Source organism: Yokenella regensburgei (assembly GCF_003634235.1).
GTDB classification, from domain to species: domain Bacteria; phylum Pseudomonadota; class Gammaproteobacteria; order Enterobacterales; family Enterobacteriaceae; genus Yokenella; species Yokenella regensburgei.
In genome coordinates this window covers 313,111-328,858 of the sequence record NZ_RBIZ01000005.1, presented here as the reverse complement: position 1 = coordinate 328,858, position 15,748 = coordinate 313,111, and the positions used below count along the sequence as shown (strand labels likewise).

At 55.4% G+C, this 15,748-nt stretch carries 12 protein-coding genes; 9 read left to right on the top strand and 3 right to left on the bottom strand.

Annotated features, from left to right (window positions below; all coding sequences use genetic code 11):
* Positions 1-232: 232 nt before the first annotated feature.
* Genes xdhA through xdhC form a run of 3 tightly spaced genes read left to right on the top strand, consistent with a single transcriptional unit; the run spans position 233 to position 3,890 of the window.
* On the top strand, positions 233-2,536 hold the full coding sequence (gene xdhA, locus C7387_RS16615) for a xanthine dehydrogenase molybdenum-binding subunit XdhA (protein ID WP_120817121.1): 2,304 nt from the start codon (positions 233-235) through the stop codon (positions 2,534-2,536).
* Between the two features lie 5 nt (positions 2,537-2,541).
* Complete coding sequence (gene xdhB / locus C7387_RS16610) at positions 2,542-3,417, top strand: xanthine dehydrogenase FAD-binding subunit XdhB (RefSeq protein ID WP_120817120.1); 876 nt, start codon at positions 2,542-2,544, stop codon at positions 3,415-3,417.
* Positions 3,414-3,890: a xanthine dehydrogenase iron sulfur-binding subunit XdhC gene (gene xdhC / locus C7387_RS16605; RefSeq protein WP_038252416.1), complete on the top strand. Its 477-nt coding sequence runs from the start codon at positions 3,414-3,416 to the stop codon at positions 3,888-3,890. Before xdhB ends, xdhC begins: the two co-directional genes overlap by 4 nt.
* Positions 3,891-3,949: 59 nt before the next feature.
* Here xdhC and C7387_RS16600 read toward each other — a convergent pair whose 3' ends face one another.
* Complete coding sequence (locus C7387_RS16600; protein WP_038252588.1) at positions 3,950-5,728, bottom strand: sigma-54 interaction domain-containing protein; 1,779 nt, start codon at positions 5,726-5,728, stop codon at positions 3,950-3,952.
* 476 nt (positions 5,729-6,204) lie between these two features.
* On the opposite strand from C7387_RS16600, the gene ygeW reads away from it, so the two are divergent.
* The 5 genes from ygeW to arcC all read left to right on the top strand — a co-directional run bounded on the left by ygeW (position 6,205) and on the right by arcC (position 12,466).
* A complete protein-coding gene (gene ygeW, locus C7387_RS16595; RefSeq protein WP_006816945.1) occupies positions 6,205-7,392 on the top strand; it encodes a knotted carbamoyltransferase YgeW in 1,188 nt (395 codons plus the stop codon).
* Positions 7,393-7,455: 63 nt separating this feature from the next.
* Positions 7,456-8,655 carry a diaminopropionate ammonia-lyase gene (gene dpaL, locus C7387_RS16590; RefSeq protein WP_006816944.1) on the top strand — a complete coding sequence of 400 codons (1,200 nt, stop codon included), beginning with the start codon at positions 7,456-7,458 and terminating at the stop codon, positions 8,653-8,655.
* A gap of 63 nt (positions 8,656-8,718) precedes the next feature.
* The gene (locus tag C7387_RS16585; protein ID WP_006816943.1) at positions 8,719-9,930 is read left to right on the top strand and encodes a YgeY family selenium metabolism-linked hydrolase; all 1,212 of its coding nucleotides are present in this window, start codon (positions 8,719-8,721) and stop codon (positions 9,928-9,930) included.
* A 51-nt stretch (positions 9,931-9,981) separates the two neighbouring features.
* On the top strand, positions 9,982-11,409 hold the full coding sequence (hydA, locus tag C7387_RS16580) for a dihydropyrimidinase (protein WP_120817119.1): 1,428 nt from the start codon (positions 9,982-9,984) through the stop codon (positions 11,407-11,409).
* 124 nt (positions 11,410-11,533) lie between these two features.
* Complete coding sequence (gene arcC, locus C7387_RS16575; protein WP_120817118.1) at positions 11,534-12,466, top strand: carbamate kinase; 933 nt, start codon at positions 11,534-11,536, stop codon at positions 12,464-12,466.
* Between the two features lie 60 nt (positions 12,467-12,526).
* Here the strand turns inward: arcC and yqeB are convergent, their stop codons facing one another.
* A complete protein-coding gene (yqeB, locus tag C7387_RS16570; RefSeq protein ID WP_120817117.1) occupies positions 12,527-14,152 on the bottom strand; it encodes a selenium-dependent molybdenum cofactor biosynthesis protein YqeB in 1,626 nt (541 codons plus the stop codon).
* A 48-nt stretch (positions 14,153-14,200) separates the two neighbouring features.
* Positions 14,201-14,965 carry a selenium cofactor biosynthesis protein YqeC gene (gene yqeC, locus C7387_RS16565; protein WP_006816939.1) on the bottom strand — a complete coding sequence of 255 codons (765 nt, stop codon included), beginning with the start codon at positions 14,963-14,965 and terminating at the stop codon, positions 14,201-14,203.
* A gap of 24 nt (positions 14,966-14,989) precedes the next feature.
* On the opposite strand from yqeC, the gene C7387_RS16560 reads away from it, so the two are divergent.
* A complete protein-coding gene (locus C7387_RS16560) occupies positions 14,990-15,565 on the top strand; it encodes an NTP transferase domain-containing protein (RefSeq protein WP_120817116.1) in 576 nt (191 codons plus the stop codon).
* Positions 15,566-15,748: the final 183 nt, after the last annotated feature.

Here is a 15,748-nt window from a genome sequence, read left to right as displayed (position 1 = left end):
CCCGTTGATACGGGCCATGCTCTCTCGCGCCGCCGTATCACAATGATTGTTTTTAGCTCAATTTGATACGCATCATCACCGCTTATCTCCCTGTTTTTCCGCCAAAATAGTCGATAATTTTTAACGGCATCACACTTCTACTGTACCCCTGACCACTTTTCCGCTTCTGGCGTAAATCTTGCCTTATTACTGGTTTACACGCTCACTACGGTCTAACTATCAGGGGGAAGATATGGATGAGCTGGAAGCGGCAGTCACTGGGGAATCTTGCATGCGCGTTGACGCCATCGCAAAAGTCACCGGCCGCGCGCGCTACACCGACGACTACGTCATGGCAGGGATGTGCTACGCGAAATATGTTCGCAGCCCAATAGCCCACGGCTATGCACAGACTATCGACAGCACCGCAGCACGGGCGTTACCCGGGGTGCTTGCCGTGTTCACCTGGGAAGATGTCCCGGACACACCTTTTGCCACCGCCGGCCACGCCTGGTCGTTAGATCCCAATAAACGTGATCTCGCCGATCGCCTTCTGCTTCACCGTCATGTTCGCCATCACGGCGACGCGGTGGCGATTGTGGTCGCCCGCGACGAACTGACGGCCGAGAAGGCCGCGCACCTGGTTCACGTCGAGTGGCAATCGCTTCCCGTCATCACCTCTCCCGAAGCCGCGCTGGCTGAAGACGCCATTGCGCTGCACGAAGACGGTAACCTGCTCAAAAGCAGTGAAATCATGGCGAACGATCCGCTGGGAGCCATCTCTGGCGCGGATCACCAGTTCAGTAGCCACTTTCAGACCGCAGTGGTTCAGCATTGCCATATGGAAGGTGTCACCAGCTTCGCATGGATGGAAGAAGATAAGCGCATCACTATCGTTTCCAGTACCCAGATCCCGCACATTGTCCGCCGGATCACCGCCCAGGCGCTGGGAATGTCATGGTCTTCAATTCGCGTCATCAAACCTTACATTGGCGGCGGCTTTGGCAATAAACAGGACGTCCTCGAGGAGCCAATGGCGGCGTTTTTAACCTCGCGGCTCGGCGGTATTCCGGTAAAGGTGTCCCTCAGCCGGGAAGAGTGCTTTATGGCAAGCCGCACCCGCCACGCGTTCACCATTGACGCACAGCTGGGGATGGATAAGGACGGCACCCTGAAGGGCTATCATCTAGATGTGCTGTCTAATACCGGTGCTTATGCCTCGCATGGTCATTCGATTGCTGCGGCAGGCGGTAACAAAATCAGTTATCTCTACCCGCGCAGCGCCTTTGGCTACCACGCCCGCACCTGCTACACCAACTTCCCATCCGCCGGAGCGATGCGCGGCTACGGGGCGCCGCAGGTGATATTCCCACTCGAATCACTCATGGACGATGCCGCCGCGGCGCTTAATCTTGACCCGGTGGACGTACGTCTGCGCAACGTCGCCCAGGAAGGTGACGTAAACCCGGTGAACCATAAAACGATTTACAGCGCCGGTTTACCGGAGTGCCTGCGCAAAGGTCGGGAGCTGTTTGAGTGGGACAAACGTCGCGCCGAATACGCCAGTGACCAGGGCAACCTTCGGCGCGGTGTTGGGGTGGCCTGCTTCAGCTACGGCTCTAACACCTGGCCGGTGGGCGTGGAGATTTCCGGTGCCAGAGCGTTGCTCAATCAGGATGGCTGTATTCACGTGCAGTGCGGTGCCACAGAAATCGGCCAGGGTGCTGATACGGTATTTACCCAGATGGTGGCCGAAACCATCGGTATGCCGGTCAACATGGTACACGTGATTTCAACCCAGGATACCGACGTAACGCCGTTCGATCCCGGTGCTTTTGGCTCGCGCCAGAGCTATGTCGCCGCCCCGGCGCTAAGAGAGGCAGCACAACAGCTTCGCGAGAAAATCATTCTGCACGCCGCTGAAATGCTGCATCAGTCGGCGATGAATCTCACTATCCGCCACGGGATGGTGGAAATGACCACCCGTCCGGGACTGACAATGGTATCCGTCGCCGATGTGGCAATGGATGCCTTCTATCATCCGGATCGCGGTAACCAGCTTTCAGCAGAGGCCTCGGTGAAAACCCGCACCAACCCACCCACCTTTGGCTGTTCATTTGTCGATCTCACCGTCGATATCGCATTGTGCAAAATCACCATCAACCGGATCCTCAACGTGCAGGATTCCGGGCGGATCCTCAATCCACAGCTGGCAGCAGGCCAGATGCACGGCGGAATGGGGATGGGGATCGGCAGCGCCATTTTCGAGGAGATGATCATCGATGAAACCAGCGGGCTTATCCGTAACCCGAACCTGCTGGATTACAAAATGCCAACCATGATGGATCTTCCGGATCTGGAGTGCGCCTTTGTCGAAAGCCGCGAGCCGCAGTCAGCCTACGGCCACAAGTCGCTTGGCGAACCGCCGTTAATCCCGATAGCACCCGCCATTCGTAATGCCGTCCGTATGGCCACCGGTGTGGGGATTAACACGCTGCCGCTAACGCCAAAGCGCCTGTTCATTGAATTCCGTCGGGCCGGACTGATTAAAGGATAATCGCCATGTTTGATATTGAAACTTATCATCGTGCCTGCAGCCTGAATGAAGCCCTCTCTCTTGCGGCGGCGCATCCTGAAGCGCGGCTTATCGCGGGCGGCACCGACGTGCTGATCCAGCTTCATCATCTCAATGCTAACTATCGGCATATCGTCGATATTCATGGGCTTGCGGAACTGCGCGGCATCAGCATTGACGCTCAGGGTAACATCCGGATTGGCTCCGGAACGACCTTCACTGAAATCATCGAGAGCCCGGTTGTACAGCAACATCTGCCTGCGCTGGCGGCGGCTGCGGCCTCAATTGCCGGACCGCAAATCCGTAACGTTGCCACCTATGGCGGCAACATCTGCAACGGGGCCACCAGCGCCGACTCCGCCACACCTTCGCTCATCTACGAAGCCAGGCTTGAGATTGCCTCTGCAGAGGGGACTCGGGTTATTCCGGTACTCGGTTTCCACACCGGTCCCGGAAAGGTCGCGCTGCAGCCGGGTGAAATCGCTGTCGCGTTCCATTTCCCGCCGCAGGCGCAGGCGAATACCGGCAGCGCGCACTTCAAGTATGCGATGCGCGATGCCATGGATATCGCCACCATCGGCAGTGCCGCCTGGTGCCGTCTTGAGAACGGCCACTTCCGTGAGCTGCGGTTAGCTTTTGGCGTTGCCGCCCCCACCCCCATCCGCTGCGTTCATGCAGAACAGACAGCACAAGGTGCGCCAGTGAGTGAACAAACGCTTACCGCCATCTGCGAAGCGCTGTTGCAGGACGTCTCTCCGCGATCGTCCTGGCGGGCAGAAAAAGATTTTCGTTTACACCTGATTCAGACCATGGCGCAGCGCGTGATCCGCGAAGCTGTCGCCCATGCCGGAGGCACACTATGAATCACGAATCCTGGGTAACCGTCGCCTGTACGATTAACGGCTCCGCGCAGCAGTTTACGCTGTCACCGGCAACGCCGCTCTCCACCCTACTACGTTCTCACGGGTTGCTCAGCATCAAGCAGGGTTGCAGCGTGGGCGAATGTGGGGCCTGCACCGTGCTGATTGACGGCGTGGCGATAGACAGCTGCCTGTATCTTGCCAGCTGGGTAGATGGCAAAAGCATCAGCACGCTGGAAGGAGAATCGGTCGGGGGCGAGATCTCAAAGATCCAGCAGGCCTACGCGAAATCAGGATCGGTGCAGTGCGGGTTCTGTACGCCTGGACTGGTCATGGCGACCAAAGCGCTACTGGCAAAACCGCATCAGAAACCCTTTACGGTGCAGGAGATCCGCCGTGGTCTCGCCGGAAATCTGTGCCGCTGTACGGGATATCAGATGATTGTCGATACGGTTCGCGCCTGCGAACAGGAGTAAAGTCGCTCATCGTTCAGGCTGCCGTTATGCTGCAGCCTGAACGAAGACAGTGATTTCCGTCAGGCGGACATCAGTTCGTACTTCTTTATTTTGCGATACAGCGTGGCGATGCCAATCCCCAACTCATCGGCGGCTTGTTTCTTGTTGCTGTAACGCGACAGCGCTTCACGGATCATCTGCCGCTCCATCTCTTCGAGGCCGGTCACGCCCTCTTCCTCAATTGCAGTGTGCATCACCGAGGTGCTGGCTGGCTCCCGCTCCGGCTGTTTGCCGCTGTGGATAAGGTTTGGCGGCAACAGCGAACTATCGACCACTTCGCCGGAAGGCACCACGTTGACCAGGTACTCAATCAGGTTGCTCAGTTCACGCAGGTTGCCCGGCCAACGATACTGTTTCAGCAGGGCGATCACATCCGGAGCGACGCCCGGGTAAACCAGGGAGAGGCGTCGGGTATGCAGATGCAGGAAATAGTGAATAAGTAGCTCAATATCATCCTGACGCTCGCGCAGCGGCGGCAGACGCAGCGGAATGACGTTCAGCCGGTAGTAGAGATCCTCACGGAATTTACCGTCAGCGATAAACTGATCGAGATTCTGGTTGGTGGCGGAGATAATACGGATATTGACCGACACCGGATTGCTGGCGCCGACGGGCTGGATCTCGCGTGACTCAATAGCTCGCAGCAGTTTTGCCTGCAGCGTCAGCGGCATATCACCGATTTCATCCAGGAACAGCGTCCCGTGGTTGGCTGCCTGAATCAGCCCGGTTTTACCGTTAGCGGAAGCGCCGGTAAACGCCCCTTTGACGTAGCCAAACAGTTCGCTCTCCAGCAACTGTTCCGGAATGGCCGCGCAGTTGATAGCGATAAATGGTTTTGCTTTGCGATCGCTCAGCTTGTGGATAGCCCGGGCAACCACTTCTTTACCAGTACCGCTTTCACCAACGATAAGCACGCTGGACGGGCTTGGGGCAATACGACTAATCAGTTTTTTCAGCTGACGCATCGGCCGACATTCACCCACCAGATGTTCAATCTGTGGCTCATCCTGGGAAGGTGCCGTCGCAGACGAAGAGTGTGACTGATGAAACGCCATTAAAAAGAGCTGCTGATCCTGGATGGTATGTAACTGACCTATTATCAGTTCGCTTTTATCATCAAACGACACCACATGCTGCATATGGCCGCTGGTAAAATTACGTTCAAAGGTGAGCGGGCGAAAATGAATACTCTGGCCAATCATATTTCCCTGCGTCGCCCCGAGCACTTTTAACGCCGTCTGGTTAGCAAACTTCACGCGATTATCACCGCTCACCACCAGCACACCCTGATCCATATTTTCAATCATGGTTGAAAATATCTTCTGGATATTATCGGCACCATTCTGATCGTCCAGCAATTTGGCAACAAATATAGAGGAAACATGACGGACATAATCTGAAAATTCATGCAGATTATCATTTATGTGTTCCTGCTGCTCGTGGGTTACGGCAATCAGGCTGATAACGCCGACGCACCGATCCTGGTAGATAACCGGGGTGCCGAGAAAGGCTTTTTCTTTACAGTTGTCTTTACTGGTACATCCTTCACAGAGGGGGTCGAATCGTGAGTGAGTAACCACTTTTTCTTGCTTTGTTTCAAGAACATAGCGAAGCAATCTGGAATCCGCATTCAGCTTGCGACCAAGAGAGCGGCCGTAGGCACCCGTACCTGCAACACGACAAAGCTCTTCATCAACAATTTCAACATCCAGCTGCAGCACGCTTGAGAGCATGCGTGCAAAGCGCTGAATAGTAGGCTGTATTTGCATCAAAACTGATAATGTGTTTGAGGGTATCATAACGTAACCTTTGAATATCATAACTGGCTGATATCTATAGAGGTGTAAGAATTCTTATTGTTATAGAGCCATGATACTAACTTAGCGCCCACCAATATTGATAAAGATACGCTTTCTTTATCATTACTTGATAAAAATATGGAAGAAGCATCACATTTTCATATCAATATGAGAATCCTTAGGGTGGTTTTATCAAATTGGCGGATTTTCTAAGTTCCTCTCACGTTATTTCCCCTGCCGTACAAAAATTGACAAATTCATCCTTAAAAGCCAAACGTTTTCGTTTTTTAAAATAAGCCTCTCAACTGACTTTTTTCGTGACTTGAATCACATAATCCCTGCCATTTTTACGCCAAAACGGCCCTTTCAAACGAACTGGCACACTTATTGTTAAGTCATGAATATCGCTGTCAGTCACAGCCGACACGACAGCACATTCGTCATAAACGCCAGTCATTCACTACCAGGACTCAAAAATGAAAACTGTTAACGAGCTGATTAAGGACATCAATACGCTGAACTCCCATCTGCATGAGAAAGATTTTCTGCTGACGTGGGAACAGTCACCCGACGAACTGAAGCAGGTACTGGATGTTGCGGCGGCACTGAAAGCGCTGCGGGCCGAGAACGTTGCCACTAACGTCTTCAACAATGGCCTTGGCATCTCCGTCTTCCGTGATAATTCCACTCGTACCCGTTTCTCTTATGCTTCAGCGCTGAACCTGCTGGGACTGGCGCAACAGGATCTGGACGAAGGTAAATCTCAGATTGCGCACGGCGAAACCGTTCGTGAAACCGCCAACATGATCTCCTTCTGCGCCGACGCTATCGGTATCCGTGATGACATGTACCTCGGCGCGGGCAACGCCTATATGCGTGAAGTGGGTGCCGCACTCGACGACGGCCACAAACAGGGCGTACTGCCGCAGCGTCCGGCGCTTATCAACCTGCAGTGCGACATCGACCACCCGACTCAGTCCATGGCTGACCTCGCCTGGCTGCGCGAGCATTTCGGCTCTCTGGAAAATCTGAAAGGTAAGAAAATTGCCATGACCTGGGCTTACTCCCCGAGCTACGGCAAGCCGCTGTCAGTGCCGCAGGGCATCATCGGCCTGATGACTCGTTTTGGTATGGACGTCACCCTGGCGCACCCGGAAGGGTATGACCTGATCCCAGACGTCATCGAAGTGGCAAAAAACAACGCCAAAGCCTCTGGTGGTAGCTTCCGTCAGGTGACCGACATGGAAGAAGCGTTCAAAGATGCCGACATCGTGTATCCGAAGTCCTGGGCGCCTTACAAAGTCATGGAAAAACGTACCGAGCTGCTGCGTGCCGACGACCACGACGGCCTGAAAGCGCTGGAAAAAGCCTGTCTGGAACAGAACGCCAATCACAAAGACTGGCACTGCACCGAAGAGATGATGAAGCTGACCAAAAAAGGCGAAGCGCTGTATATGCACTGCCTGCCAGCGGACATCACCGGTGTGTCCTGTAAAGAAGGTGAAGTCACCGACGGCGTCTTCGAAAAATACCGTATCGCAACCTACAAAGAAGCAAGCTGGAAGCCGTACATCATCGCCGCGATGATCCTGTCCCGCAAATATGCAAAACCAGGTCTTCTGCTGGAACAGCTGCTCAAAGAAGCAAAACCACGCGTCAAATAATACCCCTGGCCGGCCCCGTCGGGTCGGCTTCAACACCTCTGTAATGAAGGATAAGGACAGAATATGTCTGCTTTCTCACTGAAGATGGATATTGCCGACAACCGTTTTTTTAATGGTGAAACCTCACCGCTATTTTCGCGCCAGCAGGCGCAGCAAGCGCGTCACTTCCACCAGAAAATTACCGGCTACCAACCGACACCGCTGCATTCCCTGAACCAGCTGGCTGGCCTGTTCGGCGTAAACAAAATCCTCGTGAAAGACGAGTCACAACGTTTTGGCCTCAACGCATTCAAGATGCTGGGCGGCGCCTATGCTATCGCGCAGCTGTTATGTGAAAAATACCATTTAGATATCAACGCGTTTTCCTTCGACACCATCAAGTCGAGCATCAAGGAAAAAATGACCTTTGCCACTACCACCGACGGCAACCATGGCCGCGGCGTGGCGTGGGCGGCAAAACAGCTTGGACAGAACGCGGTGGTGTACATGCCGAAAGGCTCCGCCAGGGAGCGTGTAGATGCGATTTTACGTCTCGGCGCTGAGTGCATCGTCACCGACATGAACTACGACGACACCGTGCGCCTGACCATGAAAAAAGCGCAGGAAAACGGCTGGGAAGTGGTGCAGGACACCGCCTGGGAAGGCTACACCAAAATTCCAACCTGGATAATGCAGGGCTACGCCACGCTCGCTGACGAAGCAGTAGAACAGATTGCTGCAATGGGCATTGCTCGCCCGACTCACGTTTTCTTACAGGCAGGCGTCGGCGCAATGGCTGGCGGCGTGCTGGGTTATCTGGCTGATGTTTATGGCCCGAAACAGCTGCACTCCGTCATCGTTGAACCCGAGCTTGCGGACTGCGTGTACCGCTCCGGCGTGAAAGGTCAGATTGTCAACGTCGGTGGCGATATGGCGACCATCATGGCTGGCCTCGCCTGCGGCGAACCGAACCCGCTGGGCTGGGAAGTACTGCGCAACTGCGCCACCCAGTTCATTTCATGCCAGGACGCCGTCGCGGCACTCGGCATGCGCGTGCTGGGCAACCCGCTCGGTAACGACCCACGCGTCATTTCCGGTGAATCCGGCGCCGTTGGCCTGGGCATTCTTGCCGCCGTTCACTACCACCCGCAGCGCGAAGCCCTGATGCAGAAACTGGGCCTCGACAAAGACTCCGTCGTACTGGTCATCAGCACCGAAGGCGACACCGACGTGAAACATTACCGGGAAGTGGTTTGGGAAGGCAAACACCCGGTAGCACAGTAACCAAATTTTAAATTTAGTTTCCCGCGATGAGCGGGGAACAAGACAAGAACTGGAGAAATTACGATGGCTAAGCACATCCCATTCAAACTGATTCTGGAAAAAGCAAATCACTATCAGGCAGACATGACCCGTTTCTTACGCGACATGATTGCCATCCCGAGCGAAAGCTGCGACGAAAAACGCGTGGTACATCGCATCAAAGAAGAGATGGAAAAAGTCGGCTTCGATAAAGTCGAAATCGATCCGATGGGTAACGTGCTGGGCTACGTTGGCCACGGCCCTCGCCTGGTGGCGATGGATGCGCATATCGACACCGTGGGCATCGGCAACATCAAAAACTGGAACTTCGATCCGTATGAAGGCATGGAAACCGATGAGCTGATCGGCGGGCGCGGCGCGTCTGACCAGGAAGGCGGCATGGCTTCTATGGTTTACGCCGGTAAGATAATCAAAGATCTTGGTCTGGAAGATGAGTACACCCTGCTGGTCACCGGTACCGTTCAGGAAGAAGACTGCGACGGCCTGTGCTGGCAGTACATCATCGAGCAGTCCGGTATTCGTCCGGAGTTCGTGGTGAGTACTGAACCGACCGACTGCCAGATCTATCGCGGCCAGCGCGGACGCATGGAAATTCGTATCGACGTGCAGGGCGTGAGCTGCCACGGCTCAGCGCCAGAGCGTGGCGATAACGCCATCTTCAAAATGGGCCCGATCCTGGGCGAACTGCAGGAACTGTCCGGCCGTCTCGGCAACGATGAATTCCTTGGCAAAGGTACGCTCACCGTTTCTGAAGTCTTCTTCACCTCTCCGAGCCGCTGCGCCGTTGCAGACAGCTGCGCGGTCTCTATTGACCGTCGTCTGACCTGGGGCGAAACCTGGGAAGGTGCACTGGACGAAATCCGCGCCCTGCCAGCGGTACAGAAAGCAAACGCCGTAGTCTCTATGTACAACTACGACCGTCCGTCCTGGACCGGCCTGGTGTACCCGACCGAGTGCTACTTCCCGACCTGGAAAGTAGAAGAAAACCACTTCACCGTGAAAGCCCTGAGCAACGCCTATGAAGGCCTGTTCGGTAAAGCACCGGTCGTCGACAAGTGGACCTTCTCTACCAACGGCGTATCCATCATGGGTCGTCACGGCATTCCGGTAATCGGTTTTGGCCCGGGCAAAGAGCCAGAAGCTCACGCGCCGAACGAGAAAACCTGGAAAGCGCATCTGGTGACCTGTGCCGCCATGTATGCCGCTATCCCGCTGAGCTGGTTAGCAACAGAGTAATCATCCCCTGTCATTCCCCCGCCACCGTGCTGGCGGGGGCTGGAGACCAAAATGCGCGTACTGATTAAAAACGGCACCGTCGTCAATGCCGATGGTATGGCGAAACAGGATCTGCTCATTCAGAGCGGTATCATTCGCGAAATTGCCGACCATATCACCCCGGAACTGCCCTGCGAAATAATTGATGCGGAAGGCTGCTACGTCATGCCAGGCGGCGTCGACGTTCATACTCATTTCAATATCGACACCGGAATGGCGCGCAGCTGTGATGATTTTTTTACCGGTACCCGCGCCGCTGCGTGTGGCGGTACAACAACCATTATCGACCATATGGGTTTCGGCCCGGCAGGCTGCAAACTGCATCACCAGCTTGAGGTGTACCACGGCTACGCCGCCCACAAAGCGGTTATCGACTACAGCTTCCACGGCGTGATTCAGCACATCAACCACGCTATCCTCGATGAAATTCCGATGATGGTTGATGCCGGGATCAGCAGCTTCAAGCTCTATCTCACCTACCAGTACAAACTGAACGATGACGAAGTACTGCAGGCGCTGCAGCACCTGCATCGTGCCGGGGCGCTCACCACCGTTCACCCGGAAAACGATGCGGCGATTGCCAGAAAGCGCATCGAGTTTCTCGCCGCGGGCAAAACGGCCCCGAAATATCACGCCTTAAGCCGGCCGGCAGAATGCGAAGCGGAAGCGGTTTCGCGGATGATTAATCTGGCAGCACTGTCGGGTAACGCTCCGCTGTATATCGTCCACCTGTCCAACGAACTGGGGCTGGATTTTCTGCGGCTGGCAAAATCACGCCAGCAGCCGGTATGGATAGAAACCTGCCCGCAGTATCTGCTGCTGGATGACCGCTGCTACGAGCAGGAGGACGGGCTGAAGTACATCATGAGCCCACCGCTGCGTAACGCGCACAACAAAGACGCGCTGTGGTGCGGCATCAGCGATGGCGCCATCGACGTCGTCGCCACCGACCACTGCGCCTTCTCTATGGCCCAGCGTCAGCAGCTTTCCGGCGGTAATTTCAGCCGTTGCCCGGGCGGACTGCCCGGGGTGGAAAATCGTCTGCTGCTGCTGTTCTCCGAAGGCGTTCTCGGTGGACGTATCACCCCGGAGCGTTTTGTGGCGCTCACCAGCGCTAATCCGGCGAAGCTTTTCGGCCTGTGGCCGCAGAAAGGCCTGCTGGCCCCGGGCGCCGACGGCGACGTGGTCGTTATCGACCCGCGCGCCACCACCACCATTCGTCATGCCGACCTGCACGACAACGCCGACTACTCCCCCTGGGAAGGCTTTGTCTGCCAGGGTGCCATCCGGCACACGCTATCGCATGGCCGGGTCATCTTTAGCGACGGCGTCTTCTCAGGCATCGCCGGGCAGGGGCGCTTCCTGCGCCGTAAACCCTTTTCTACTCTAAATAATTCGAGTTCCAGGAAGGCGGCAAGCTCGCGAATTCCAGGAGCATAGACAGCTATGTGACTGGGGCGAGTAAGCGCAGCCAACGCACATGTAATTCGAAGAATGACGAGTAGCCATGACTACCGCAGCGGGGACTCTCCCGCAGGGTCAATAACAACGAAGTGAGGAATAGATGAGTAAGAAAATTGTTCTCGCCCTCGGCGGGAATGCCTTAGGTGATGACCTTGCCGGGCAGATGCAGGCGGTAAAACTGACCGCGCAGGCGATCGTCGATCTGATTGCCCAGGGTCACCAGGTTGTGGTTACCCACGGTAACGGTCCACAGGTAGGCATGATCAACCTGGCCTTTGAAGCAGCGGCAAAAACCGAAGCCCACACACCAATGCTGCCGATGTCGGTCTGCGTGGCGCTGAGCCAGGGCTACATCGGTTACGATCTGCAAAACGCGCTGCGCGAAGAGCTGCTTTCCCGCAACATGCAGGTGCCGGTAGCAACGTTGATTACGCAGGTTGAAGTTGATGCGGGCGATCCAGCGTTCAAAAACCCGACCAAGCCTATCGGCTCGTTCTTCAACAAAGAAGAAGCCGACCAGCTCTCCCTCCAGGGCTACACCATGGTAGAAGACGCCGGTCGTGGCTACCGCCGCGTAGTGGCTTCGCCGAAGCCGGTCGACATCATAGAAAAAGAAAGCGTGAAAGCGATGATGGAAGCGGGCCAGGTCGTGATCACCGTCGGTGGCGGCGGTATCCCGGTAACGCGTGAAGGTAACCACCTGCGCGGCGCCAGCGCGGTTATTGATAAAGACTGGGCCAGCGCAACGCTTGCGGCAATGATCGACGCGGACATGCTGATTATCCTTACCGCCGTGGAGAAAGTGGCGATCAACTTCGGCAAGCCGAACGAACAGTGGCTCGACCGCCTGTCGTTGAGTGACGCAGAACGTTTCATCGAAGAAGGTCACTTTGCTAAAGGCTCAATGCTGCCGAAAGTGGAAGCTGCGGCATCGTTTGCCCGCTCCCGCCCGGGCCGCGAGGCGCTGATCACCGTGCTGAGCAAAGCCAAAGAAGGGATCGAAGGGAAAACCGGCACCGTTATCTGTCAGTAAGGGGATATTCGGGGCAACAAAAAACCGGAGCAACGTGCTCCGGTTTTTTATAACGTTAAATCAGGCGACCGTCAGCACCTGCTGGGTAGACTTTACGCCCTTGTGCATCAGCATCATCAGCGCTTCCAGAACGCCGCCACCAATCGCCCGGGCCTTGTCAGAAACGCTGGTATAGTCAGCTCCCTCGCCGCGAGGATCGATATCACCGATTTTGAAGCCACTGTTCACCACCAGCCCATCGCTGAGCAAGCCGCGAACCATACCGGAAAGGGGCGCCAGAATTTCGGTTTCCCCGATGCTGGCAATCACATCGCCTTCATTCACGATGTCGCCCAGCTGCACCCTGGCGCACATAATTCCCGCCATCGGTGCGCGGATCACCCGGCGCGAGGTGTGCCCCTGAATATTACCCGGGATCCCGGTGTTTTCCTGAGCGCTGCCCTGATAAATCACCTGTCCCAGCCAGTGACCGCGATTCGTTTCGATCACGGCATTGCAGTCCTTCCCGGCGCAGAAGCCTGGGCCAAGGGCGATGGTTATCGGTGCCAGCCCGCAGTGGGTACCCATATTCTCTTTCGCCAGAATTGCATCAACCACGCATCCTGGTTTGAGCAGATGCAGCGATTCGCACAGCGGATCGATAAGGATCGGAATAACGCCACTTTCAGCCACCCGAATGGCCTCTTCGGCAGAATTCACCTTGCGCGCCGTGACGCCCTCAACCTGCATTTCTTCCTGGAAAATCGCCTGTGCAAACGCCACGCTGCGGCGGATAACCGTGGGTTTATCCACCTCCAGCATGATGACTTTAAAGCCCGCATGATACAGACGCAGCGCCACGCCGGTGGCAATATCCCCGGCGCCGCGGATAACCACGCGCTGGTGCTGTGACGGATGTGTCGCCGCCATCATCAGCCCACCTGGAGCCTGATTTTTTATCTGCAGGATTTCCGCCAGCACGCTGATGGCGATTTCATTCGGTGTTTCTGCACCAATGTTGTAGCCCACCGGTGCATGCAGACGCTGAATCAACGCCTCGTCTACGCCGCTCTCGCGCATCTGACGTAAAAAGACCTGCACCTTGCGACGGCTGGCCAGCAGCCCAAGCCACGCGGCAGGCTGTGCAATAAGCTTATCCAGCGCTTCCCGATCTTTGTTATTGGTGGCAATCAGCACGAAGTTGTCTGGCGTTATCGCCAGTTTGTCGACCGCCTCAGAAAACGACTCGGCGTGGATCAGCTGTGCTGAAGGGGGAAAATGCTGCGGGTTGAGGCTTTCAAGATAAATGTCGGCGACCGAGATTTCGAACCCCAGCAGCGCGGCTCCCTGGGCAATAGCCCGATTGACGTGCCCGGCACCAATCAGCACCAGGCGAGGCCGAAGCCCGTGTACGCTGATATAAACCGACATTGCCCCACCGCAGTCCGAACCGACGGCGTCGCTACCGTTGCGCGCCATCCGGCCATGAAACAGGCGTGGTTCTTTGCAGCGCAGTGCGTCCAGCGCTTCATCAATCACCTTGCGCTCGACCATGCCGCCACCGATGGTGCCGACTATCGTTCCGTCTTCGCGAATCAACATTTGGGCGGAATGGCGCGGCGTTGATCCCCGGCTATCAACAATCTGTGCCAGCGCAAATGGACGGTTTTGTTCTTCAAGTTTTGCAGCTTCTGAGAAAATATTCATAAAAACCTCAATGGATATCCTTTCTGATGATCCGGTCGCCCGGACCTGCTATCTCACAAATCTGCGTGTTATTGCCGGGATTTCCTGCACGGCCCCGATCCAGATGGCCTCCACATCGCTGCATTCCAGTAGCGGCGTTAACATGTCTCCGGCAATATTCTCATTTTGAGAATATTGATTAATCAGCCAGATGCGGCGGCAGCCCTCCGGTACGTTTTTAAACGCGCCCAGCGGGTGCTGAACTAGGCGGATCAGCGCAGCCACATCCAGCGTCTCGCCAGCTTCAACACCGGTTAAGCGGCTAAAACCAGGCCAACGATGCACGTTGGACGGTCCCACTTTTTGTCCGAGCATTTTTCCCCCGGTCACGGCAATCACACAGCAGCTACACTGTGGGATGCAAGGTTCATGCTCATTTGGCGCCTTAAGTGCAAAACCGTGAGCGCCGTCAGCTTCTACCAGAATCACGTCGACATCGGCGCGTGCCGCCAGCACATCAATCTGCTCAGGAGAAAACCCACGTACCTTGCCCACGGCAGGAAGCCAGGTAGAGAAGCAGCCCAGCAGCGGCTGCTGGAAAGCCGGGGCAGGAAGTGTGGAAGGATCGCGGCACAGCAGTACCGGGCAGGCATCGGGGACAAACATATGCGTGGTAGTGGTCAGCAGCACCCGTCTTCCCGCCTGCTGCAAAAGCGTCGCCAGCCAGAAAAGCAGGCTGGTTTTCCCCCCGGCGCCCACCGCAGAGATAACCAGTGGTCGCGAAGAAGCGTTTAAATCAAAAAAGAGATCGTCGGTCTGCGGTATATTTTTCATTCGCCAATTTATACAGAGAGTGTTATGCAACAGGTCGATTGTATTATTACCGCCGCGGGACTTTCGTCACGAATGGGGCAATGGAAAATGATGTTACCCTGGCGAGATGGGACAATTCTTGATGCAAGTATTAAAAATGCGCTGCAATTCTGCTCACGAATTATATTAGTGACGGGACATCGTAGTGATGAACTTCACGAAAAATATGCCGGGCGAGGGAATATTAGTCTGGTGTATAACGCCGATTATGCGACCGGGCTTTTTTCCTCAGTCAAAGCCGGGGCCACAATCGTCAATACGGATTACTGTTTCATCACCCTGGGTGATGTCCCCTGTCTGCCGCAATCCGTCTTCCATACCCTGTGGTCGCTGCGTGGCGCAGAAGCGCTGCTGCCGGAGCACGGCGGCACGCCAGGGCACCCTATTTTGCTAAGCCGCGAACGGCTCCAGCACACCGTCAGCCAAACGTCGTATAGCTCAATGCGTAAAGCACTCCTCGCGTCACCGCATCGGCGAATTGACGTCGGCGATCGCGGTATCATTTTTGATATTGATACCCCGAACGATTTTATCAACCTGCAAACGATTTATCGCGACTGAATTAAAAAGTCAATCGTTTGCGCGGGCGGAAATAAACTCTTCGCAGGCTTTATTATCATTCTGATAGGGTAAAATAGATTTTGAGAAATAATAAACCACGACAGTAATGAGTGAGTTTAATTCTCATTTACCCCACGTGAGACATTTCACAAAAAAGGATTAACTTTCGAAGTAGTTCACAAA

Excerpts from the sequence above, each read along its gene's own strand:
- C7387_RS16585 (WP_006816943.1), top strand. The coding sequence starts at position 8,719 with ATGGCTAAGCACATCCCATTCAAACTGATTCTGGAAAAAGCAAATCAC.
- hydA (WP_120817119.1), top strand. The coding sequence starts at position 9,982 with ATGCGCGTACTGATTAAAAACGGCACCGTCGTCAATGCCGATGGTATG.
- dpaL (WP_006816944.1), top strand. The coding sequence starts at position 7,456 with ATGTCTGCTTTCTCACTGAAGATGGATATTGCCGACAACCGTTTTTTT.
- xdhC (WP_038252416.1), top strand. The coding sequence starts at position 3,414 with ATGAATCACGAATCCTGGGTAACCGTCGCCTGTACGATTAACGGCTCC.
- xdhA (WP_120817121.1), top strand. The coding sequence starts at position 233 with ATGGATGAGCTGGAAGCGGCAGTCACTGGGGAATCTTGCATGCGCGTT.
- C7387_RS16600 (WP_038252588.1), bottom strand. The coding sequence starts at position 5,728 with ATGATACCCTCAAACACATTATCAGTTTTGATGCAAATACAGCCTACT.
- yqeB (WP_120817117.1), bottom strand. The coding sequence starts at position 14,152 with ATGAATATTTTCTCAGAAGCTGCAAAACTTGAAGAACAAAACCGTCCA.
- C7387_RS16560 (WP_120817116.1), top strand. The coding sequence starts at position 14,990 with ATGCAACAGGTCGATTGTATTATTACCGCCGCGGGACTTTCGTCACGA.
- xdhB (WP_120817120.1), top strand. The coding sequence starts at position 2,542 with ATGTTTGATATTGAAACTTATCATCGTGCCTGCAGCCTGAATGAAGCC.
- yqeC (WP_006816939.1), bottom strand. The coding sequence starts at position 14,965 with ATGAAAAATATACCGCAGACCGACGATCTCTTTTTTGATTTAAACGCT.
- arcC (WP_120817118.1), top strand. The coding sequence starts at position 11,534 with ATGAGTAAGAAAATTGTTCTCGCCCTCGGCGGGAATGCCTTAGGTGAT.
- ygeW (WP_006816945.1), top strand. The coding sequence starts at position 6,205 with ATGAAAACTGTTAACGAGCTGATTAAGGACATCAATACGCTGAACTCC.